Genomic DNA, 21,718 nt, shown 5'->3' with positions numbered 1-21,718 from the left:
CCACACCCGGTATGATTGCGCTGACGTTGTATCCGTGGCGCCGTTTCGAGGTATGTCCTATCTGTGACAGGAGGGGATCGTGAAACGCGATATGAATCTGGCATTCGCAATACTGAAGACTCTCGAGGAAAACAAATCCGCGCACCTCAGCGAATTTGAGATTGAAAGCGCGCTCAAGGATGCGTTCGATGTTTCGAACAGGGGTGTGGGGTATCAGTTGAACCTGCTGGCCGACGCAAATCTCGTCCGCTCGATGGGGAGCGACTGGCGGCTAACCTGGGATGGCCACGAGTTTTTGAAGTCGGCGGTCCCGAATACCTTCGAAGACACCTGAAGGGTCACCTAAGCGCTGGAAACATCCCCCGGCTTTCGTGAAGACAACCCGATTGCCGGGGCATCGCACAGGAGGCGCCGAACGCAATAGCAGTTTGCCGAAGCGCGTTCGATTCCACGACTTGATGACGACCGCGCCCCAACGTCCAGCCAGCCGGTTTTGTGCAGCCGCATGTGCGGATATCCCTGATCTGAGGGGAACATGGACCGGTTAAAGCATGCGCTGCTTGAATATCACGAGCGCAGCAAGCATCGCATCAGCGGCTACGCCCCTGGCCCCGGGAAACTTGACTGGGCAACCCAACCGGATCCGTTCCGGGTGTTTCACGGCGCACCGCGCATTGGTCTGCCGTTAGCCGCGGATAGCCTGACCACACGCTACAACGAACTGCGCTGCGGCGCTTTGCCGCCCGCGCGCAGATTCGATCTTTCCAGTCTGGCAATCCTGTTCGAACTTTCGCTCGGCCTGTCGGCGTGGAAATCCTACGGCACCCAGCGGTGGGCACTGCGCTGCAACCCTTCGAGCGGAAATCTGCATCCGACCGAGGGCTATCTTCTGTGTCCGACTCTGCCCGGCTTGTCCGGTGGGGTCTACCATTACCTGAGCCGGGACCATTCCCTTGAATGTCGCGCTGCAGTGGATGACGAACGATGGAGCGAGGCGTTCCCGCAAAGTGGCGTCCTGGTCGGCATAAGCTCGATCCCCTGGCGCGAGGCGTGGAAATACGGCATGCGCGCCTGGCGCTACTGCCAGCACGATTGCGGCCATGTCATCGCCGCGGTGAGTTACGCAGCGACAGCGCTTGGCTGGCAGACGCGGCTGGCGGAGGCGGCTGCGGACGACGCAGTGGCCAACCTGCTTGGATTGAACCGCGGAGAAGATTTCGGGGAGGCAGAAGCAGAGGCGCCGGATGCCTTGCTCTGGATCGGCAACCCTGAATTGCGGCCTGATCTTGAGCGCATGCTGATCGCCTTGGATAGCGCACAGTGGCACGGACGCGCGAATCAGCTGAGTCCGGGACATGTGAAGTGGCCGGATATCGATTCGATCCATCGCGCCACGCATAAGGCCCGTACTCGCGAACCGCCCTCGCCGGATCTGGAGCTGCATCCGTCGCCCGCGGCGCCCGCCCTTGATCTCAGCTTTGCCCGGATCGCGCGGCAGCGTCGCAGCGCGGTGAATTTCGACGGTACGACGTGCATCGCCAAGGCGGCGTTTTTCAGCATGCTGGCGTGCCTGTTGCCACGTCATGACACGCCGCCGTGGAATGCGCTGGTGTCTCCTGCAGCAGTGCATGCAGCGCTAATGGTGCACCGCGTGGGTGAACTGGAGCCGGGCCTGTATATGTTCGTGAGAAATCCGGGCGCGCTGGCGGATCTCAAGCGGTCTCTACGTCCAGAATGGCTGTGGCAAAAGACCGGCCCCGATCATCTGCCGCTCTATCTTCTGCTGCCTTACGATTTGCGCGCCACGGCAAAGTTGATCTGCTGCCACCAGGATATCGGCGCCGATTCCTGCTTTGCGCTGGGGATGATCGCGGGATTCGGAATCGCGTTGAAGCAGCCATGGCGATATCGCCATCTGTTCTGGGAATGCGGCATTCTTGGCCAGGCGCTCTATCTCGAAGCCGAAGCCGCCGGCGTGCGCGCGACAGGGATTGGCTGCTTTTTCGATGATGAAATGCACGCACTGCTCGGCGTGGAGGATCACGCTTGGCAAAGCGTGTATCACTTCACCGTCGGTGGCGCGGTGGACGATCCGCGCCTGTCAGCATTTCCGCCGTACGAGGTTCAGCCGTGAAGCGAAAGCACCACGTCTCCATCCTGGCGAGGTGGTATTCGCAAGGATCGCCCGTCGACCGAACGTCGCACGTAGTCCTCATTTTCCTTATCAATGCGCGGCGAACCAAACGTATTGGCGTGAGAATCAATCGATCGTCCCAGTTCGACCCCACAAGCGCCGCAAAAGTTAAGTCAGTGGACGGCCGCTTTCAGTGCGGAATGAGACCGCGCTGATCGACGTTGGGTTGGTCGCTTTGGCTGGAGCGCCCCAGATCTAGGTGGCATAGCCTTTCGGCCTTTCGGCCTCCCGATAGTCCAACACTCAGGTCAGTTACGGTCCAGTCAATCTTGCTTACCTCGATGTGCGTCGCCGGCATTGCCCTTCCTGGCGCCCACGGTCAGACGACTTGTCCGGCGTATGCTCCGACTGGTGCGAGCGCATTCGGTGCAAGCTCAGCATTGCCTGCTGATCTTCTGTCTTAGCTGCAACGGTGCGCATTCCAGGTTGCTGAACGGCAGTCCATATATGGCGAACGTCCCTCGGGAGTAAGCTGAAAGTCGGCTCGATTCCGACTGGGAGAACAGGGCGTGAGAACGCGTTCGACACTCGAGATCTGTTTGCCGCTTGCCCTGTTCGCTGTGGCCTGCCTCCTGTCGCTTCCAACCCTGCTGATCGCGTTCGCCTGGATGACGGTTGGCGTCATATCGCTTGGACATCGCCCACTGGAAAGCTTCCCAACAGACGGAATCCACCCAAAGTGGACAAACGGATCCTGCGCGCTTCGCATCAGTTGAGCGCTCTGCTGCTAAACCTGAGCGCCGACCCTGGCAGCTTTGTCGAGCACTTTGAGCCACGGCGATCGTGCGACTTCTTCACTAAAGCTTGCAGATTTTTGTAGCTGTTCATGGCTTCCCCCGTTTGATGCTAGCTATCCTAGTCACGCCGGCATCGGAAATCGAGGGGGAAGTAGTTGCTCACCGGGGACGCACGGCAACGCATCGCAACGCGATGCAACGAGGATGCTTCAAGGAATGCTTGTAGGATGCTTCAAGCATCTGCTATCAAAGTGCTAGCAAGTGCTCACGGATGCTCGCACCCAAGGTAGGCTTTGATGCTGGGTAAGTAGCGAAGGCAGTGAAATAGCCCGCTCGCGGCGGGCTTCGCAAGCAACAGAAGTGGATGTGCGTTATGGACCGACAGGCCCCACCCACGCAGCGTTACCGTACACACCGATGGACGTTCCGGTCACGTCGAGGCAGTTGCGGTGCTCCGGACTGCCGTCTGGAATGTTCCATTTTACGCCATCGACAACGACCGAAAGAGCGAAGGGATCAGCGTGGCAGACGCGGTATGTCTTGACCACACTCCCTGCGTAGATTTGGTCGCCTGAACCGCTGATACTGTCAATTCGTCTGCACCCGCTGTCACAGTACGGCCCGGCGAAATCCGTGCTGCCGAACGCTGGGACTGCTGCCAATGTCGCCATGGCTGCGGCAAAAGCCATTGAAGCCAACTTCACATAAACCTCTCATTTTGGGATGGTTCATGTGTATCGGCAGATATTCGTCATATCTTTAGATTCGCGCGGGTAGCCTTCGGTGCCGTCCGCGAACGCAATAGGAAACGGGTTGGCGGGTTCTTTGGCGGGTAGAAACGAAAACAGGCCTGAGAGGCCTGTGTCCATTGATGTCCTGGCGGAGAGACGGGGATTCGAACCCCGGATAGGTTATTAACCTATACACGCTTTCCAGGCGTGCGACTTAAACCGCTCATCCATCTCTCCGGCGGGACGCGCATTATAGCAAACTCTGGGGCGTTCGCCATGCCCTCTTGCGCGGCAGCCGGATCGGCGCCCTACGGATGCCGGATATAGTCCACCAGTGCCCGCGTATACGCATCCGGCCTGCGATCCACCAGACTCACGCCGATCGCCACCAGGAACCCCGCCGGCACGCCGAACACACCCGAACTGATCGGCTCGATGCCAAACCAGCGCGCACCCGTGAAGCCCGTGAGCTGCGTGAAAAACGGGTACGTCGAGACGATGTAGTAGATGCAGACGACGAGCCCCGCCAGCATCCCCGCCACGGCGCCGAGGCGCGTCGTGCGCTTCCAGAACACGCCCAGTACCAGCACCGGAAAGAGGCTCGACGCCGCCAGCGAAAACGCGGCGCCCACCAGAAACAGGATATTCCCCGTATTCAGCGAAGCGACATACGAAGCAAACAGCGCGACGCCCAGCAACAGGATCTTCGAAATGGTCACCCGTCGCTGGCTCGATGCCGACGGATCGACCATGTGATAGTAGACGTCGTGCGATAACGCGTTGGCGATCGTCAGCAGCAGGCCATCGGCGGTGGAAAGCGCCGCCGCCAGCGCGCCCGCCGCAATCAGCCCGGACATCACATACGGCAACCCCGCGATCTCCGGCGCGGCCAGCACAACCATATCTGGCTGCATCTGGATCTCGCTCCAGCGCACGATGCCGTCTCCGTTCATATCCGAAATCCCGATCAGATACGGCTCGATCCGCCGCCATTGCATCACCCACTGCGGCAGATCGGCGAAACGGTGTCCGACCAGACTCGAAAGAATCTCGTACTTGATCAGCACCGCGAGCACCGGCACGGTCAGGTAAAACAGCGCGACAAAAAACAGTGTCCAGCCGACCGACCTGCGCGCCGACGCCACCGATGTCGTCGTGTTGTAGCGCGTCAGGATGTGCGGCAGGCTCGCGGTACCCAGCGAAAGACACAGCAGCAGCGACAGAAAATTGCGTCGATGAATGCTTCGCTCCTCTTCGCTTGCAGCCGGAAACGCGTCGTGCATCGGGACCGGCGCCGACGCGCGCACCAGCATCTCGTCGCGCTGTTGCGTCCACACGATATGCGCCGCCGCTGCGTCGCGCGGAAACGCCGCAAGCGCCCGCTCGCGTTCGTTGATGTCGCGAAGTGGACCGTTGTGCCGGCGCAGATCGGCGATTTCCTGCGTGAGCCGGTTCTTCTCGTCGACGAACGATTGCGGCAACGCTTCGAGCCGCGTCTGCATCGCGGCCGCGCGCCGCCGGTAGTTGTCGCGAACAGTCTGTTCGGGCGGAGCGTCACGCACCTGGCGCTCCAGCGTTTCAACGCGCGCCATCAACCGGCCGTAGTTGAACTGCGGCACCCAGCCGAGGCCGTCCTTATGCGCAATCATCGACACCGGAATCAGGATCGCGACGATCAGGATGATGTACTGCGCGACCTGCGTCCACGTCACCGCCCGCATGCCGCCAAGAAACGAGCACACGAGAATGCCCGCCAGTCCGCAGAAAATGCCGATGGCGAAATCGACGCCGATAAACCGCGTCGCGATCAGCCCGACGCCCTGGATCTGCGCGACGAGATACACGAACGAACACAGGATCGCGGCAAGCGCGGCGAGCCCGCGCACCGCATTGCTCGAAAAGCGCGTGCCGAGAAAATCGGGAATCGTATAGCGGGCCAGCTTGCGCACATACGGCGCAAGCAGGAACGCGACGAGGCAGTAGCCGCCCGTCCACCCCATCATGTACGCAAGGCCATCGTAGCCGGTTGCGTACAGCGAACCCGCAAGGCCAATGAACGACGCCGCCGACAACCAGTCGGCGGCCGTCGCCATGCCGTTGAACGCAGACGGCACGCGCCGCCCCGCCACGTAATACTCGACGAGATCTGACGTGCGCGATAACAACCCGATCACCGCATAGACGGCGATCGGCACGAACAGGAACACGTAGCCGATCCACGTGCCCGCACCCTTCGCACGCTCGATGCGCCACAGCACGTAGATGAAAAACAGAAAGCCCAGCGTATAGAGCGCGTATGACTGAATGAGTCGATGGGTCAGCTTCATCGGCTCAGTTGTTCCGCTCAGCAGCGTCCGCTTCGAAAGCGCGCTGCAAGACGCGATCGGCGCGTTGCATCAGCACGATATAGACGACGATCAGCACGAGATACACGAGAATCGCGCCCTGCGCGCCCATGTAGAACGGCAGCCGGAACCCGGCGAAGCGCACACTGGCCAGCCGGCCCGCGGCCAGTGGCACGACGAACGAAACGACGAAGCCGATCGTCATCAGCGTCGCGATCAGACAGAGGTTAAAGCGCCAGTAACGCCGATGCGCGCGCGCCATCGCTTCCGAAACCGGAGGCGGTTCGGGCAGCGGATTGATTGTTTGATGAGCGGTGTGGTTTGGCGCAGCCATGCGCCTATGTATCAAAAAGCCACTGCTCAGGCAATAAGGATTGTCATCGCAGTGGCTTCATTCAACGTTCGATGCGGCCTGTGGATCAGCTCAACTCGCAGCGGCAACCCGCAGAGCGGCAACCGCGCCGCTGACCACAAACACGCAACGCTTAAAGCGACTCGCCAAGCTGGTCGAGGATCGCCGGGTTCTCCAGCGTCGACACATCCTGCGTGATCGCTTCGCCCTTCGCGAGCGAACGCAACAGACGCCGCATGATCTTGCCGGAGCGCGTCTTCGGCAGGTTTTCGCCGAAACGGATGTCCTTCGGCTTTGCGATCGGACCGATCTCCTTGCCGACCCATGCACGCAGTTCGTTGGCGATCTTCACGGCTTCCGCGCCTTCCGGACGCGCGCGTTTCAGCACGACAAACGCGCACACGGCTTCGCCCGTCGTATCGTCTGGGCGGCCGACAACCGCGGCTTCCGCGACGAGCGGATTCGCCACCAGTGCCGACTCGATTTCCATCGTGCCGAGACGGTGGCCCGACACGTTGAGCACGTCGTCGATGCGGCCCATGATCGTGAAGTAGGCCGTTTCCCTGTCGCGCACCGCGCCGTCGCCGGCGAGGTACAGCTTGCCGCCGAGTTCTTCGGGGAAGTAGCTCTTTTTGTAGCGGTCCGGATCGCCCCAGACATTGCGCAACATCGCCGGCCACGGACGCTTCACGACAAGAATCCCGCCCTGCCCGTTCGGCACGTCCTGACCGGTTTCATCGACGACCGCGGCCATGATGCCCGGCAGCGGCAGCGTGCACGAACCCGGCACGAGCGGCGTCGCGCCCGGCAGCGGGCTGATCATGTGACCGCCGGTTTCGGTTTGCCACCACGTGTCGACGATCGGGCAACGCTTGCCGCCGACGTTGTCGTGATACCACATCCACGCTTCCGGATTGATCGGCTCGCCCACCGTACCGATGATACGCAGCGACGACAGGTCATAGCTCTTCGGATGCACTTTCACGTCGGCGTCGGCGGCCTTGATCAGCGAGCGGATGGCCGTCGGCGCCGTGTAGAACACGCTGACCTTGTGCTTCGCGATCATGTCCCAGAAGCGGCCGGCGTTCGGATACGTCGGCACGCCTTCGAACACGACCTGCGTGCCGCCGAGCGCGAGCGGCCCGTACGCGATGTAGCTGTGACCCGTGATCCAGCCGATGTCGGCGGTACACCAGAACACGTCGGTGGGCTTCCAGTCGAAGGTCCACTTCATGGTCTGCGCGGCCCACAGAAGATAGCCACCGGTGCTGTGCTGCACGCCCTTCGGCTTGCCGGTGGAACCCGACGTGTAGAGGATGAAAAGCGGATGCTCGGCGCCGACCCATTCTGGCGCGCACTGATCGGATTCGGCCTGCGTGAGTTCATGCATCCACAGGTCGCGGCTTTCATTCCACGCGATCTTGCCGCCGGTACGCTGATAGACGATCACGCTCTTCACGGCTTCGCAGCCGCCCATTGCGATGGCTTCGTCGGCAATGTTCTTGAGTGGAAGTGCCTTGCCGCCGCGCATCTGTTCGTCGGATGTGACGAGCGCGACTGCGCCGACGTCGACGAGCCGTTCGTTCAGCGATTTCGACGAGAAGCCGCCGAACACGACCGAATGCGTGGCGCCGATACGCGCGCACGCCTGCATCGCGACGATGCCTTCAACCGACATCGGCATGTAAATGACAACGCGATCGCCCTTCTTCACGCCACGCTTCTTCAGCGCATTCGCGAAGCGCGACACGCGCTGCAGCAGATCAGCGTAAGTAACGTTGGTGACGGTGCCGTCATCGGCTTCGAAGATCACCGCGACACGTTCGCCGTTGCCGGCTTCGACGTGACGGTCGAGGCTGTTGTACGACGCGTTCAGTTCGCCGTCCTCGAACCATGTGTAGAACGGCGCCTTCGATTCATCGAGCACCTTCGTGAAGGGCTTCTTCCAGCTGAGCGTTTCGCGCGCGAGACGTCCCCAGAAGCCTTCGTAATCGCGTTCCGCTTCGGTGGCGAGCGCGCGGTACGCATCCATGCCGGACACTGAAGCCTGCGCCGACATGTCGGCGGATGGCGGGAAGACGCGGTGTTCCTGAAGAACCGATTCAATCGCTGACATCGACTACCCCTTCATGAAGATGAAACCTGAAAATGCGAACGCGTGTGAAGCGCACATGCTCGCTGTGCCGCGCATCGCAATGTCTCCTGCCAGTGCACCCGCTTTAAAACATGGCGCACTGCATCATGCTTTCGACCCGTTGCCATGACCGGCCATTTGCCAGTCACGATAAAGGCCGCAACTTACCGGGCACTTACGCAGGCGCGAAGATCCGCGTTATGGCGCTCATGCATCCGGGCACTGACTTCAATGTTAACTGAAGCTGCCCTGTGTTGGCATGGGTTTGCTGCATTGGTCAGGCAATTGAGAACGATCGATACCAGGGTTCAACCTGGTGTGACAATGCCGGCTGTCACCCGGGCGATATGCATCGCCCGGGTGTCCGCGTTATGACGAACAGGCATCCGTCCGACCGGTCGGGTAAACTACGCCCGCAACTCCAAACCCGCGACCCCGGCTTGCGATCGCCTTGCACACGCCGCGTCACAACCTCGCGTGTCCCGCGTCATACCCAGGCTTTCCGGATTTCAGCTTGAACCGCTATTCCCTGCTTCTCATCGTCGCGATGCTGCTCGTCGGCAGCAACGTGGGTATCGGCAAGTCGATCGTCGCGTTCATTCCCGTTCCTCTTTTTGCGTTGCTGCGCTTCGCCATCGCGATGGCTGTCTTGTGGCCGCTCCTGCGCATATCGAAACTGCGTCGGGTGAAATCGGGCGAATGGCTCAATCTTTTTCTGCAGGCATTGTTCGGCACGTTCGGCTTCACGCTGCTGATGCTTAACGGCGTGCACCGGACAAGCGCCGTCGCGGCAGGCGTGATCACCAGCACGATCCCCGCTGTCGTCGCGCTTTTTTCATGGCTCTTTCTGAAAGAGCGACCGGATGGCCGTGCGCTGGCGTCGATCGCGCTGGCGATTATCGGCGTCGTCGTGATCAATCTAGGTGTTTTACGGACATACGAAGCTGTCATCTTCTAGAATTTCCCCGCGTAAACCGATACAGACGTGGCCTGCCGCCCTTGAAGTCTTGCAAATTTGACACTATAAAATTGACACCACCATGCGCAAGCATAGGCAAACGCGTCTCCGTAAGGTCGGCCGATGGACTACGAAATCTTGGCGTCAACCGTGCTTTTTCGAATCGACGATCCGACCCAACACGCCCCAATGACAGTCACCGTTTCATATGGCGATACGGTGCTTTCCCGCGCGGACATGGGAAGAATCTGCGACACAATGTGCCGCCAAACCCTAGGCCGGAAGACAAAATCACAGCGCAATCTGCCTCAGTATTTTTTGAAGCCATGAGCGAGCGGTCGGTGGTGAAGCTTCCCCGGTCTAATCAGGCCTTTCGCCAACCCGAACCGACGTAGCGGACCATGCCGCCTGCACTTCTGCAATCAGTGCTGCCGAACGTCCTTCGTAACGCGGCGAAAAGTGGAACGGCACAACCGCCCGGGCGCCGATCCGGCGCGCGATCAGACCGGCCTGGCGGGCCGTCAGGTGATTCTTGCGCAGGCCATGGGCCTTGTCCTCGTCAAGAAATACGCTCTCGATAAAAAGCAGGTCCACGTCGTGCATCAACTCCGACAGGGTCTCTACGTTCGGTTCCGTATAGCGCAAGTCCGTTACGTAGCCAATGCGCTGCCCAGGAACGATGTCGAGGATCAGGTGACGCAGTTCGCCGACCTGTCGGGTCATGGCGTGCTCGCCATGCCGATCGCGCCACCGTACCTGAATTGGCGCCTCGTCAGGGGCGCCGGTCAGCACCGCATGTTTCAGTTCGCGCAGCCACGCACCCGTCGACACCCCCAGAGCCGCGAGCCGGTCCTTCGCGACGTTGACGCGGGCCTTCTCCTCGAGCACGTACGCAACGCACGGGATGTCATGGTCGACAAATCGGCCACGCACGCGAAAGGTTGCTTCGTTGTGCACCACGTCGTCAGATCGTTCAAAGGATGGGCTGGCTTCGCGGGCGAACCGTCTCCGACTTGAAAAGAGTGCGCGCTGCCCGCCACCGTCCACCCCGATTTCGCGCGCGTCGATCACCAGCTCGACCTCGTAACGATGCACCACGTTCCAGGTATAGGCGCTCAGCTTGTGTTCGATTTGTGTAAGAAAGTTGGGGCCGCCAAACATCACGATGCCAGCCTTGCGCCCGAGCATCACGCGCAAGAGATGATCGAAGCCGGAAAAATGGTCCATGTGCGTATGGGTAACAAACACATGTGACAAACGCATCAGTTGGCGGGGCAGCAGCCTGGAGATATCGCCAAGATCGAAAAGGAGGGCACGCCGTTCGTCGCAAAAGTCCACGTATAGACCTGGGTCGCCAAACGCGTCATTGACAAGCCACGATTTGAAGAGGGCGTGCATGAATCTGTCAGGGCGGCGTACGAATGGCTGTTGGTGTACCGGGCCGGAGCGCCGGGAAGATCGAGGCGCGGGCCTCCGCCTCGATTTACAGACGTATGTTCAGGCGAGTGTTCAGTAGACTTCGAGGAGCGGCGTCGCGTCGTTTAAGTAGCTACTCCGATACGGGGCTTGGTACGCGTCAGTCAAACGACAACTCCTCTCGCATGGCCCATCCCTCAGGTGGATGAACGTAGTATGGATCTTCTTCGTGCCATGGCAAAAATCAGAACCGTCCGGGGCCTCAGTCCCGGCTCGTAAAGACCGTCAATACCCCGGTGTAGCCGTAAAGGTGACTCCTTGCAATCTCGCCGCCGGCGAAGAATCCCACCAGCGGTACCTCACCTAGCGCATTTCGCACCGTCTGCAACTCCGCATGCCGCGCTCCGAAGTGCGGCCCGCCCCGTCCCGAGCAACTGACATACAGGGCGCCCGACATGTGCCCTGCCGTGCCGCTTTCCAGCTCCGCGCGGATTTCCGTTGCTATGCGCACCAGATCGACCCGGGCGGCCTCGGGGTTGCGCGTGCAAAAGGCCAGATGCATGCCGGGCTCGACCAGATCCGCAATCGCCAAGACCCGGTGCTGGGGATCCACGCCCACCAGGTGCCGCACGAGTGTATCCGCGCCGAACTTTCCAGGCCATTTCGGCACGTCCTCGGCGCCGGTGCTCAAGCCCGCCAGGGTGGTAGACAGCGCCTGCGACAACGCATCGATTGGCAGATCCCGGTCGAGTCCAAGATCTTGCAACACGCAATCGAGTGCGGGCTTGCCGTCCAGCGTGAGCACCAGATTGTGTTGGGCCTGGGTGATGGTGCGCACCGGCCCAATGGGCTGGCAGCCCTGCGTCACGCGCGAGATCAGACCGACCTCGGGGCCGAAGAGCACTCCGGACACCCCCCCGGTGAACACGCCATCCGCCATGTGCAGCGGACGGTTTCGCGCCGAGGATAGGCCGCCGAAGAGATAACCAGTGGTCGTCCGGGCGCTCAGTTCGTGCAGCAATTCTTGCACGTCCGGCGTGCTGCCTTCGGCATGGACCAAAGCGGTATGGGCCACGAACCCGGAGGATGTCGCAGGCAGTGGCTGCAGGCCGGAGAATAGCCGGAACGATTCCCGTGGCAGCGGCGCGACCATCAGCACCAGGGCCGGTTCGTCGATGTATTCGATGCCGCTAGCGGCCACGCCGACACCGACCGTACCGACCCAGGCGACGCCAGGCTGACCCCGGTGCAGTTCGTCGAGGATCGCCTCGGACGCGGGTGCGTAATAGTCGCTCACGTAACACCAACCGAGCGTGAACGGAGCGGATTCGTCTTGCTGTGCCGCACGGGCCGCAATTTGGGTTTGAACTTGCCTCTGGCACTCGGCCAGGGCCACCCGCCAATCGGCGTGGGCAGCGTGAGCGTGGACAAACGAAGCGCGGGACATGGCACAAACCTGTCGAAGACAACAATAGATTGGACCTCCGCTGGCAAGGCATGTTCAGCCGGCGGTTGAGAAACCCGCGATCAGACCGGCCGCCAGCGCTTGCGGTTCATGAGTACAACCCGTGATGTCCGCGACCGGCGCTTGCCGGGACCCGAAGCTGTCGTCTCGGCGTGATTTTCCAACGTCCGCGATTTGCTCAACAGCCGTCATTCGAAAATCTTCATCCGGCGTCCTGTGGACAAAGCCGCCACGACCATCATCCCGCCCGCGAGGCTGTGCGTTTGTCCCTGAACACGTTCCGCCTGAAGCCAAAGCGTCGAGCCGCAGCCTGGCGCCCCGTCTACCCTTCAAATCGTAAATTCAGGGCCGACCAGACGCTCCAGCAGTGCGCTGGAGCGCTCAAGGGGTCGCTATGGCCCATCACCTTGACTGCCGCAGGCCGACCATCAGCTTCCGATCTCCATTTCGTACGAGCCGGCAGCGATGCCGTCGATATAACGATAGCCGAAGCCATCGCTGCCCGAGGTCTTCGGGTCCAGCACGGAAGCCGGTGCGGTTGCGACCACTCTTCCGTTGACCTTGACTGCGCGTCGCCGGTCACGGGCACCGCAATCGTTCCGGAGGTACCGTTCGGCACAAACAAGCGAAAGTCCGATTCGAACGGACGCCCCACTTCACCGAGATGTTGCCGTAGGGAATGGGGGTCCGGCCCACCGCCCATTGAAGGTAGCCGGTTCGTGGTTTAGCGAGCCACTGCTTGAAATCCGGGGACACAGAACGAATGCCAAGCACGTATCGGGATAATGCCGACATCGGGCCTGATGCCCAGCCATGCGCGAGACTCGTCTGTGTCTGTGTGCTGACCGGTATGCCGCTCGCGTTCAATGCTTCCCGCGTTTCGCCCGTAGAGTAATCGCCATCGACATTCACGTTGCCCCAAAGCGGCGAGATCAGATTGATCGCGCCTTGGACTAACTAACCTGTAGGGATAGTCCTTAAAGAAAACCTGCCTGTGTGAAAGCTAGCAGAAGGATTTGGCACACTACGATCGTAGCGTCGATACGGAAGTGGCGGCAGAGCGCGGTTGCGCGCCGCGCATGAAAAGGTGATCCGCTACGGCGCACCAATTGAACACGTGAACGTCGGCATCGAGACGGGCGAGCACATGCACGCAACCCCGAAAGCGACTGTCTTCGCGCCTATACGCGCAACGGAGGCCACAGCTATGTCGTGCGCTGAGGGATCGATCATGAATCGACCTGTTACGGATCAACCGATGCTGAGCGGCTATCCGCGCGGCGACGGGCGCAAGGGTATCCGCAATGTCGTCGCGGTCGCATATCTCGTCGAATGTGCACGCCACGTCGCGCGTGAAATCGTCGCGCAGTTCAAGCCGCTCTTCGGCGACGCGGACTTCGACGTGGCGAACGCGCACCATGCGGCGCCCGAAGTGCATCTGATCGGCTTTCCGGGATGCTATCCGAACCGCTACGCCGAGAAGATGATGGAACGCATCGCGACGCATCCAAACGTCGGCGCGGTGCTGTTCGTGTCGCTCGGCTGCGAGAGCATGGACAAGCACTATCTGGCGGATGTCGTGCGTGCGAGCGGGCGTCCGGTAGACGTGCTGACGATTCAGGAAAGAGGTGGCACGTGCAGCACGATCCAGCAAGGCGTCGAGTGGATTCACCATGTGCGCGAGTTGTTGCGCGAGCAGCCCACCGTGCCAATGCGCCTCGACGAACTGATCACAGGTGCGATCTGCGGTGGCTCGAACGGCACAAGCCGCATTGCCGCCAACGGGCTGTGGACCGCGCGCTCGTCATGCTGATCGCGGAGGGTGCCGCATGCGTGTTCGATAGAACGGCGGCGTGCGAATACGAAATAAAGTCGTGCGAGGCGCGCCCCGAACTGGCCGATGCGATCATCCACTGCCTTGCTAAGGCGACCCGCTACTCCAGGACGGTCGGGCGCGGCGGTTTCGCGGTCGGTAACGCGGGAGGCGGACTGATGATGCAGGAGAAGAAATCGCTCGACGCCTGTGCGAACAGCGACGCGTTGCCGGACGTCGGCATCGTCAAACCGGGCGACATTCTGCTGACGGGTGGCCTGTATCTGCTCGAATGTGGTGCCGGACGGCGAGCCACCTTCGGTTTACCGAAAATCAGCGATAACGCGGAGATCCGCGAGCTAATCGCCTGCGGTTGCCACGGGATCCTGTTCACGACTGGACGCGCGCCGGTGGTCGGCTCCGCGATCTCACCCGTCATCACCGTGTGTGCGCATCCGACGATGTTCCGTAATCTGTGCGGTGACATGGACGTCGACGTCGTGCATGTTCTTGAGGGCTGCAGCACGCTCGATCAGATTGGCCGCGGGTTGTTCAGTCTGACGGTGGCCGTCGCGAACGGCACGCGTTCGAAGTCGGAGATGCTTGAGCATCGGGAGTTCATCACGAGCTGTAACTCCTTCGAGCCGATCGGGCCGGCGTGCCTGCCGGCCAGTGCCCACGACGAAATGTTGCATAAAAAGTCACTCGGACTCATGGCGGCGTGAACTGACCGTATCTGTCCGCGAGGCGGCTTGCTGCGGCATCGGTACACGGATGCCGATGTGAATGGTCCTGGAAGTGCATTGATAACGTTTGAACATCAATGCTTCAAAAAATTGCACTTATCGCGTAGTTCCTTTTGCGTGAGTATCTGCAATCAAGATACCAGAGAGATTGGAACGACAGTCGAACGCATCGGAGACAAGCACATGCACACCCGGACGCCGCCCTTTCCACACGTCGCAGCCTGCAAGGCAGCCCACATCCCTCCTTGCATGGCGGGCGGTGCGGTTTCGCGATCAAGTCAGTCTTCGCGCATCGGATTTCGTAGAGCGCACCCGAGCGCCGCTTAGAGCGTGCGCCAACGACCGCGCATCTGTTCTGCGCACATACGGTGCCCGATCAATGGCCCGGCCGGCGGTTTGCCAATACCGGCGCCACACGACCCGTTTTCCTTTTCATATCGCAATGAACTTCAGGAGACATTTCCATGCAAATCACCGGTATGTTGCACGGCGCCCGCCTGTTGCAATTCGTCGGATTCCCGGCCAGCGAGATCCTGGACCCGAGCGCCAGCGAGGAGGAAATCAAGGCCTTGATCGATCGTCATGGTCAGATTTTTATCAAGCCCGTCTTCAAGGGCGGAGTCGGAAAGAAGGGGAAGGCGGGCTTGCTGGGCCGCGCGACCGACCTCAAGACAGCGTTGTCCGAAAAGGAGCGGTTGTACTTCGCCAAGCATGCCGTCGGCCACCTGAAAGCGAAGGCGAATGGCGTGACGTTCGAAGCTGGCGTCCCGGCAAAACACGAGGTCTACTTCTCGATCACCGATTCCACCCGCTTTCGTGCACCAACCATGACGCTCTCGCACATGGGTGGCATGGAAATCGAAGAGGTCGACCCGAAGCACGTGGCGATGGTGCCATTCGACGCGTTGACCGGCTTGAAGGCGTTCGTCGTCGCCAATGCGCTGAGTGAGATCGGCGCGCCGAAGGAGATCATCTCGCCGCTCGTTCAGCAGTTGCCGAAACTTTGGGAGCTATTTCACGACTTCGGCATGACCACGCTGGAGTTGAATCCGATTCGCATGCGCGAAGACAGGAAGGGGCGCCTCACACCGGTTGCCTGTGACTTCAAGTGCGGCTTCGATCGCGATGATCCGCGCTGGGCGCGTCTCGGGCTGCCGCCTCATCTGTTCGCAGCGGACTACTCCGATTTCGAGCAGGAGATCAACCAGCTGCGCACCCACCAGGGGCAGAGCGATGTGTATGTGATCAACGAGAGGGGAACGATCCTCGCCCCCACGTTCGGCGGAGGCGCCAACTCGCTCGTGACCGAAATGCTGGGCGATGCGGCGATCATCTCGTCGGATTTCGGCGGCAATCCACCTTATGCAAAGATGAAGGAAGTGGCTCGTATCTGCTTCAGGCACTGGCTCAAGCAGGCGAATGTGCTTTTCATCATCGGCGGCAAGTCCAACAACACCGACATCTTCGAGACGCTGCGAGCGATGGCCGACGCGCTTCGCGAACACTTCAGCGAGCACGGCCCGACACCGCTCTATGTCGTGCTGGGCCGGGGAGGCCCGAACCTCGTACGAGGCATGGCCGCGCTGAGAGACACATGCGATTCGCTCGGTCTGCCTTACCGGCTGTTCGGATTCGACTCCGACATCAGCGAAGTCATCCAGTACGCGAGGCAGGCAGACGCATGGATGCAGGCCGGCGGCCGTGCCGAGGTTGCAGCCCAAATCGGCGCTGAAACGGCTCAGGCTTAAGGAGATCGACATGTACAAGCAAGGCAGCAACCAGTTCAAGTATTTCGTCGGTGTCAACTCGCTCGCGCAGATCGCCACGCGCGACGACCGCGTGTGCGTCCTCAACATCCTGGGCGGCGAATCCTCGGACGTGACGCCCATCAGTCATGCATTCTCCGGCGGCAATGTCGTGTTCGGCACGGCGCCGGGCAAGGGCGGGCAAGTGCTAGCCACATCGATCGGCGATATCCCCGTCTACAACAACGTTCGCGAGGGTCTGGAAGCGGGACACCGGTTCAACTGCGGGGTGGTCTACCTGCCGCCATCGGCGGCCCGCGACGGTGTCGCCGAACTGATTCGGGTCAATCCTGATCTTCGAAAGATATTCATCATCACCGAAAAGATTGCCGTACACGACGCCCGCGAAATCCGCGCGATGGGGCAGCAAGCGGGCATCGACATCTTTGGGGCGAACGGGCTCGGCGTCGCCGACTCGTGGAATCGCGTGAGAATCGGCGGAGCGCTTGGCGGCGACAATCCGGACGATTCGTTGCGCAGGGGCTCGATCGCGATCTTCTCCAACTCGGGCGGCTTCAGCACGACGATCGCGCAGTATCTGCGCATGAGTGGCTGGGGCACGTCGACGGTCATCTCCAGCGGCAAGGACGTCTACATCCACTACGCCGCGCCGGAATTCGCCTTCGCGCTCGCGAACGACGCGCGCAGCAAGGCCGCTGTGCTCTATTGCGAACCGGGCGGCTACTACGAAGCCGACGCGGCCTTCACGAAGCCAGTCGTCGCGTGCGTGGTGGGGCGATGGAAAAGCCAGCTGACGCGGGCAGTCGGCCACGCCGGAGCGATGGCGGGCGGCGCCGACGACGCGCAAGCCAAGGAACGCTGGTTCATGGAGAAGTTCTGCGTGGATCGCCTCTTTACGCCCGACGATCCCTGCTGCTCGGACAAAGGCGCCGTGGTCACGAACATCGCGCATATCCCGGCCGCCCTGACTGCCGTGATGCGCGCCAACGCAACGATGCCCGACTTCGCGCCGGAGGGCAGTCTCGCGCTCAAGCCGTGGTTCGGTTCCGACCAGGACATCGCCCTTCCCTCCGGCCTTGCGATTCCGGTGGTAGAAGCTGTCGCGCCGTACAACGAACAGATCTTCCAGGTCAATCGCCAGGTCGGCGCGATTGCGCCCCGTCAGGCGCTAAAGGACGCATCGAGTGCGTCGCAGATGGACGCGAAGACGCAGGTAAGCAGTCTGCACGGAACCTCGATGCTGGATGCCGCGACGCGTTCGCTTGAAGCAAACGTAAGCCTCGCCCTGCTGCATGAATTCGGCGGCGAGAACGACGAGAAGCTCATCAATGTCGCGATCGCCGCATCAGTCAATCTGCACGGAACACCGGAGCTCGCCGCGGCGCAGGCCGCTCGCGAGGCCGGCAACGCGCCGAACGCAATTCTGGCGGCTGCCGCTTCGATCGTCGGGCCGAATCGTCAGCGCGCGGCGCGGGACGCCGCGAAATGGCTGATCGATCGCTTCGCTGCTGCCAACCTTGCCAACCCGCTTGATGAAACCTTCGACATCAGCCGGATCGACGCGAGCGGGTCGGAGCGGCTATTTACGGGCTCCCATGACCCGCGCGCCGAGGCGATGCTCGCAGGACTCGCCGAGCGTGGCGCCAGGTCGGCTTTCATCCGCTGGATCACGTCCCGACCCGCTCACCCTACGGCGGACGCGGTGCTGGCCGCGATCACCGCGACGCTGGCGTGGGGACCGCTCATGCGCAAACGCATCTCGCGCGTGACTGCCGAGAGCCTGCCCTGGTGGACCATGCTGTTCGGAACGCTGATCGGCGCTTCTGCGGATGCATCGCGACACAGTCCAGATGGCTTCTGTGGCTTCGCAACAGACGAACTCCTGAACGAACGCAGCCTTACCGAGATCTGCTTTGCCGCGCTGCTCAACCTCAAGCCTGCCCCTGACGACCTGTTCGCCTTCAAGACGCTCGTCGGCCTGCTGCTCACCAACGGTCCGGGTGCAATCTCGGCGCAGGGGGCGAAGGGCGCGGTATCAGCCGACGGTCCGGAAAGTCCCGAGCGCGTGCAACTCAACAAGGCGCTCGTCGGCTTTCTTTCGCATACAGGCTACACGCATGGCGGCAACGGGTATGAGGGCATCGCATTTCTGATTGAGGCCTTCCGGGATAGCGGGCTCGACGATCCGTCGAACCCCGGCCATGGTGTGGATCTGCGGTCGCTTGCCGAGCGCTCCGTGGAGCGGTATGCGCAGTACAAGGCACGGCAGAAAAATGCAGGCAGCCTCGACATAGCGAAGCTTCCGGGCGTGAATCATCCGGTCTTCAAGGACAGGCCAATCAACCACGACCCGCGCGAGGTGTTCATCGCGGATCTGTGCGAGAAGCGTGGGGAATACAACGTGTTCCATGCGTGGTATCGCTCGCTCGTGCAGGCGTTGTTCGATGCGGGCGTCTCCCGCAACGTCTATTGCGTCAATGTCGATGCGGTGATCGCTGCCCTGCTGCTCAAGATGCTGTGGCAGCCGCTGCGAAGCGGAGAATTCAGCGAGTCCGACCTGGAAACCGCCGCGTTCACGATCTTCCTTTATCCCCGGATGCTCGGCTGCGCGGCGGAAATCGACGATCACCTCAACCGCGGGCGCAACATGGACACACGCACGCCAGCGTCTGAGTGCCGCTTCGTGGCCTGATCGTTCGCCTTGCCGGCTGCGGGGTGAGCCAGCCGCGTCGCTGCTGCACCGAGCAGCTTCGGCGGGCTTTCCTCGCACCCATTGATAACCACCGAACATCAATCGTTCAGAAAATTGCACTTATCGTTTCGCGGCGTCCAGGCCAATATTCCAGAAAACCACAATCCGCCGGATCGTCGCGAATTCAAAATTTCAGGAGACACCTTGATGCAACCCTCCGCCACCACCCTGTCCCCCGGGCACTCCAGGAGCGCCGCCGTTTTCCGCGTGACAGCCGGCAACTTCCTGGAGCAGTTCGACTTTTTCCTGTTCGGCTTTTATGCGACGCAGATCGCCGCTGTCTTCTTCCCGGCGGCCAGCGAGTTCGCATCACTGATGATGACCTTCGCGGTCTTCGGCGCCGGCTTCCTGATGCGGCCTCTCGGCGCGGTCATTCTTGGCGCCTACATCGACGACGTCGGCCGCCGCAAGGGTCTGATCGTTACCCTGTCAATCATGGCGAGCGGCACCATCCTGATCGCCTTCGTGCCGGGTTACGCGACGATCGGCCTCTTCGCTCCGGCCCTTGTCCTGATCGGCCGTCTGCTGCAGGGCTTTTCCGCGGGCGCCGAACTGGGCGGCGTATCGGTTTATCTCGCCGAAATGGCTACGCCGGGAAAAAAGGGCTTCTTTACCAGCTGGCAGTCCGCGAGCCAGCAGGTGGCGATCGTTGTCGCAGCCGGCCTCGGTTTTGCGCTCAATCAATGGCTGGACGCGGCGGCAATCGCCGCGTGGGGATGGCGGGTGCCGTTCTTCGTCGGCTGCATGATCGTGCCATTCATCTTTATGCTGCGGCGTAATCTCGAGGAAACGCAGGAGTTCAAGAAGCGCCAGCACCGCCCGACCATGAACGAGGTCTTCCGCACGCTCGTGCAGAACTGGAATATCGTGATCGCCGGCGTGATGCTGGTGGCGATGACCACTACGAGCTTTTACCTGATCACGGTGTATGCGCCGACATTCGGCAAGACCGTTCTGCATCTGAGCACGGCGGACAGTCTGCTGGTCACGTTGTGCGTCGGTGTGTCCAATTTTATCTGGCTGCCGATCGGCGGTGCGTTGTCGGACAGGATCGGACGCCGTCCTCTTCTGCTCGCGATGACGGTCCTTACCATCGCAACCGCGTACCCCGCGCTCTCGCTGCTCGCCCACGCGCCGAGCTTCGTCAACATGCTGCTGGTGCTTCTCTGGCTCTCGTTCATGTATGGCATGTACAACGGCGCGATGGTCGTCTCGCTCACGGAAGCGATGCCGGTCGAGGTCCGGGTCGCCGGATTCTCGCTGGCCTACAGCCTCGCGACAGCGGTCTTCGGCGGATTCACTCCTGCAATCTCGACAGCGCTCATTCATGCAACGGGCGACAAGGCCGCGCCGGGCTACTGGATGAGCTTCGCCGCTGTGTGTGCGCTCGGCGCGACAATTGTTCTGTACCGGCGCCGTCCTCTCACCTTGCACCCAGCCTCATGAAGCAACCCTCCGTTTATTTATAAATCAGACTGACGCGCTTATACCGATGAAATCCTTCCTGCTGAAAATCTGCTCCGCTGCTCTGCTCGCGAGCACGGTCGCTGCGGCAAACGTACAAGCGGCCGAGCTGCATGTCATGAGTTCGGGCGGCTTCACTGCCGCGTACAAAGTGCTCGGCCCCAAATTCGCGGCGTCGACCGGCAATACCCTCGACACCACGCTGGGGCCGTCGATGGGCAAATCGCCTGAGGCCATTCCCAATCGGCTCGAGCGCGGCGAGCCCGCCGACGTGTTGATCATGGTCGGCTACGCGCTCGACGATCTGATCAAGCAAGGCAAGGTCATTCCCGGCTCGCGCGTCGAGCTTGCCGATTCGCGCATCGGCATGGTCGTGCGCGACGGCGCGCCGAAACCGGACATTGGATCTGTCGAGGCGCTCAAGCAGACCTTGCTGCATGCCAGATCTATTGCCTACTCGGACAGCGCGAGCGGCGTGTATATCGAGCGTGAGCTGTTCAAGCAGCTCGGAATCGAGGATCAGGTGAAGTCCAAAGCGAAGATGATTCCCAGGATTCCGGTGGCTTCCGTCGTTGCAAGCGGCGACTATGAAGTCGGGTTCCAGCAGGTGAGCGAATTGCTTCCGGTGCAGGGTGCCACCTTTGTCGGAAAGATTCCGGAGTCGCTGCAATCGGTCACGCGCTATGCCGCAGGGATTCCCGTTGGCGCACAACATCCGAAGGAAGCGAAGGCCCTGCTCGACTATCTTGCATCACCCGCGGTGCAGCCCGAAGTGACATCGACCGGAATGGACTCCGTCACATCGCATTGACGCGAACGCAACAAATGTAATGATCGAGCCGACG

14 protein-coding genes, 1 tRNA gene and 2 pseudogenes are annotated in these 21,718 nt (G+C 61.2%); 9 read left to right on the top strand and 8 right to left on the bottom strand.

Annotated features, from left to right (window positions below):
- Window positions 1-79: 79 nt before the first annotated feature.
- The gene (locus P3T16_RS30270) at window positions 80-334 is read left to right on the top strand and encodes a DUF2513 domain-containing protein (RefSeq protein WP_429345042.1); all 255 of its coding nucleotides are present in this window, start codon (window positions 80-82) and stop codon (window positions 332-334) included.
- Between the two features lie 318 nt (window positions 335-652).
- Window positions 653-2,134 carry a SagB/ThcOx family dehydrogenase gene (locus P3T16_RS30265; RefSeq protein WP_429345041.1) on the top strand — a complete coding sequence of 494 codons (1,482 nt, stop codon included), beginning with the start codon at window positions 653-655 and terminating at the stop codon, window positions 2,132-2,134.
- Between the two features lie 417 nt (window positions 2,135-2,551).
- On the opposite strand, the pseudogene P3T16_RS30260 reads toward P3T16_RS30265, so the two are convergent.
- The 5 genes and pseudogenes from P3T16_RS30260 to acs all read right to left on the bottom strand — a co-directional run.
- Window positions 2,552-2,653, bottom strand: a pseudogene (locus P3T16_RS30260) (IS110 family transposase); the annotation flags it as partial.
- Between the two features lie 1,155 nt (window positions 2,654-3,808).
- Window positions 3,809-3,899 (bottom strand) — tRNA-Ser (locus P3T16_RS30255).
- Window positions 3,900-3,970: 71 nt separating this feature from the next.
- A complete protein-coding gene (locus P3T16_RS30250) occupies window positions 3,971-5,989 on the bottom strand; it encodes a sodium:solute symporter family protein (protein ID WP_429345040.1) in 2,019 nt (672 codons plus the stop codon).
- Window positions 5,990-5,993: 4 nt separating this feature from the next.
- On the bottom strand, window positions 5,994-6,341 hold the full coding sequence (locus P3T16_RS30245) for a DUF4212 domain-containing protein (protein ID WP_429257179.1): 348 nt from the start codon (window positions 6,339-6,341) through the stop codon (window positions 5,994-5,996).
- Between the two features lie 151 nt (window positions 6,342-6,492).
- Complete coding sequence (acs, locus tag P3T16_RS30240) at window positions 6,493-8,475, bottom strand: acetate--CoA ligase (protein WP_429257180.1); 1,983 nt, start codon at window positions 8,473-8,475, stop codon at window positions 6,493-6,495.
- 532 nt (window positions 8,476-9,007) lie between these two features.
- Here acs and P3T16_RS30235 point away from each other — a divergent pair.
- Window positions 9,008-9,415 (top strand): annotated as a pseudogene (locus P3T16_RS30235) (DMT family transporter); the annotation flags it as partial.
- A gap of 396 nt (window positions 9,416-9,811) precedes the next feature.
- On the opposite strand, the gene P3T16_RS30230 reads toward P3T16_RS30235, so the two are convergent.
- The 3 genes from P3T16_RS30230 to P3T16_RS30220 form a co-directional block, all read right to left on the bottom strand.
- Window positions 9,812-10,849: a ribonuclease Z gene (locus P3T16_RS30230; protein WP_429345039.1), complete on the bottom strand. Its 1,038-nt coding sequence runs from the start codon at window positions 10,847-10,849 to the stop codon at window positions 9,812-9,814.
- Window positions 10,850-11,129: 280 nt separating this feature from the next.
- Window positions 11,130-12,314: an FIST signal transduction protein gene (locus P3T16_RS30225; RefSeq protein ID WP_429345038.1), complete on the bottom strand. Its 1,185-nt coding sequence runs from the start codon at window positions 12,312-12,314 to the stop codon at window positions 11,130-11,132.
- A gap of 597 nt (window positions 12,315-12,911) precedes the next feature.
- Window positions 12,912-13,127: an alpha-L-rhamnosidase C-terminal domain-containing protein gene (locus tag P3T16_RS30220; RefSeq protein ID WP_429345049.1), complete on the bottom strand. Its 216-nt coding sequence runs from the start codon at window positions 13,125-13,127 to the stop codon at window positions 12,912-12,914.
- A gap of 436 nt (window positions 13,128-13,563) precedes the next feature.
- Between P3T16_RS30220 and P3T16_RS30215 the strand changes: the two genes are divergently transcribed.
- The 6 genes from P3T16_RS30215 to P3T16_RS30190 all read left to right on the top strand — a co-directional run bounded on the left by P3T16_RS30215 (window position 13,564) and on the right by P3T16_RS30190 (window position 21,684).
- A complete protein-coding gene (locus P3T16_RS30215) occupies window positions 13,564-14,145 on the top strand; it encodes a UxaA family hydrolase (RefSeq protein WP_429345037.1) in 582 nt (193 codons plus the stop codon).
- A 20-nt stretch (window positions 14,146-14,165) separates the two neighbouring features.
- Entirely contained in the window at window positions 14,166-14,870 is a 705-nt protein-coding gene (locus P3T16_RS30210; protein WP_429345036.1) for a hypothetical protein, read from the top strand.
- A 485-nt stretch (window positions 14,871-15,355) separates the two neighbouring features.
- Window positions 15,356-16,639 (top strand): ATP-grasp domain-containing protein, encoded by a 1,284-nt coding sequence (locus P3T16_RS30205; RefSeq protein ID WP_429260191.1) that lies wholly within the window; start codon window positions 15,356-15,358, stop codon window positions 16,637-16,639.
- Window positions 16,640-16,649: 10 nt separating this feature from the next.
- Complete coding sequence (locus P3T16_RS30200) at window positions 16,650-19,349, top strand: CoA-binding protein (RefSeq protein WP_429260190.1); 2,700 nt, start codon at window positions 16,650-16,652, stop codon at window positions 19,347-19,349.
- 207 nt (window positions 19,350-19,556) lie between these two features.
- Window positions 19,557-20,855 carry an MFS transporter gene (locus tag P3T16_RS30195; RefSeq protein WP_429345035.1) on the top strand — a complete coding sequence of 433 codons (1,299 nt, stop codon included), beginning with the start codon at window positions 19,557-19,559 and terminating at the stop codon, window positions 20,853-20,855.
- 46 nt (window positions 20,856-20,901) lie between these two features.
- Window positions 20,902-21,684: a substrate-binding domain-containing protein gene (locus P3T16_RS30190; RefSeq protein WP_429260188.1), complete on the top strand. Its 783-nt coding sequence runs from the start codon at window positions 20,902-20,904 to the stop codon at window positions 21,682-21,684.
- Window positions 21,685-21,718: the final 34 nt, after the last annotated feature.

Origin of the sequence: Paraburkholderia sp. GAS42 (genome assembly GCF_050436565.1) — a bacterium.
GTDB lineage: Bacteria > Pseudomonadota > Gammaproteobacteria > Burkholderiales > Burkholderiaceae > Paraburkholderia.
This window is presented reverse-complemented; position numbering and strand designations above follow the sequence as displayed.

Bases quoted from the DNA above. Each gene is read 5' to 3' on its own strand.
- P3T16_RS30220 (WP_429345049.1), bottom strand. From the start codon at position 13,127: ATGTCGGCATTATCCCGATACGTGCTTGGCATTCGTTCTGTGTCCCCG.
- P3T16_RS30190 (WP_429260188.1), top strand. From the start codon at position 20,902: ATGAAATCCTTCCTGCTGAAAATCTGCTCCGCTGCTCTGCTCGCGAGC.
- P3T16_RS30225 (WP_429345038.1), bottom strand. From the start codon at position 12,314: ATGTCCCGCGCTTCGTTTGTCCACGCTCACGCTGCCCACGCCGATTGG.
- P3T16_RS30245 (WP_429257179.1), bottom strand. From the start codon at position 6,341: ATGGCTGCGCCAAACCACACCGCTCATCAAACAATCAATCCGCTGCCC.
- P3T16_RS30200 (WP_429260190.1), top strand. From the start codon at position 16,650: ATGTACAAGCAAGGCAGCAACCAGTTCAAGTATTTCGTCGGTGTCAAC.
- acs (WP_429257180.1), bottom strand. From the start codon at position 8,475: ATGTCAGCGATTGAATCGGTTCTTCAGGAACACCGCGTCTTCCCGCCA.
- P3T16_RS30205 (WP_429260191.1), top strand. From the start codon at position 15,356: ATGCAAATCACCGGTATGTTGCACGGCGCCCGCCTGTTGCAATTCGTC.
- P3T16_RS30195 (WP_429345035.1), top strand. From the start codon at position 19,557: ATGCAACCCTCCGCCACCACCCTGTCCCCCGGGCACTCCAGGAGCGCC.
- P3T16_RS30230 (WP_429345039.1), bottom strand. From the start codon at position 10,849: ATGCACGCCCTCTTCAAATCGTGGCTTGTCAATGACGCGTTTGGCGAC.
- P3T16_RS30250 (WP_429345040.1), bottom strand. From the start codon at position 5,989: ATGAAGCTGACCCATCGACTCATTCAGTCATACGCGCTCTATACGCTG.
- P3T16_RS30215 (WP_429345037.1), top strand. From the start codon at position 13,564: ATGAATCGACCTGTTACGGATCAACCGATGCTGAGCGGCTATCCGCGC.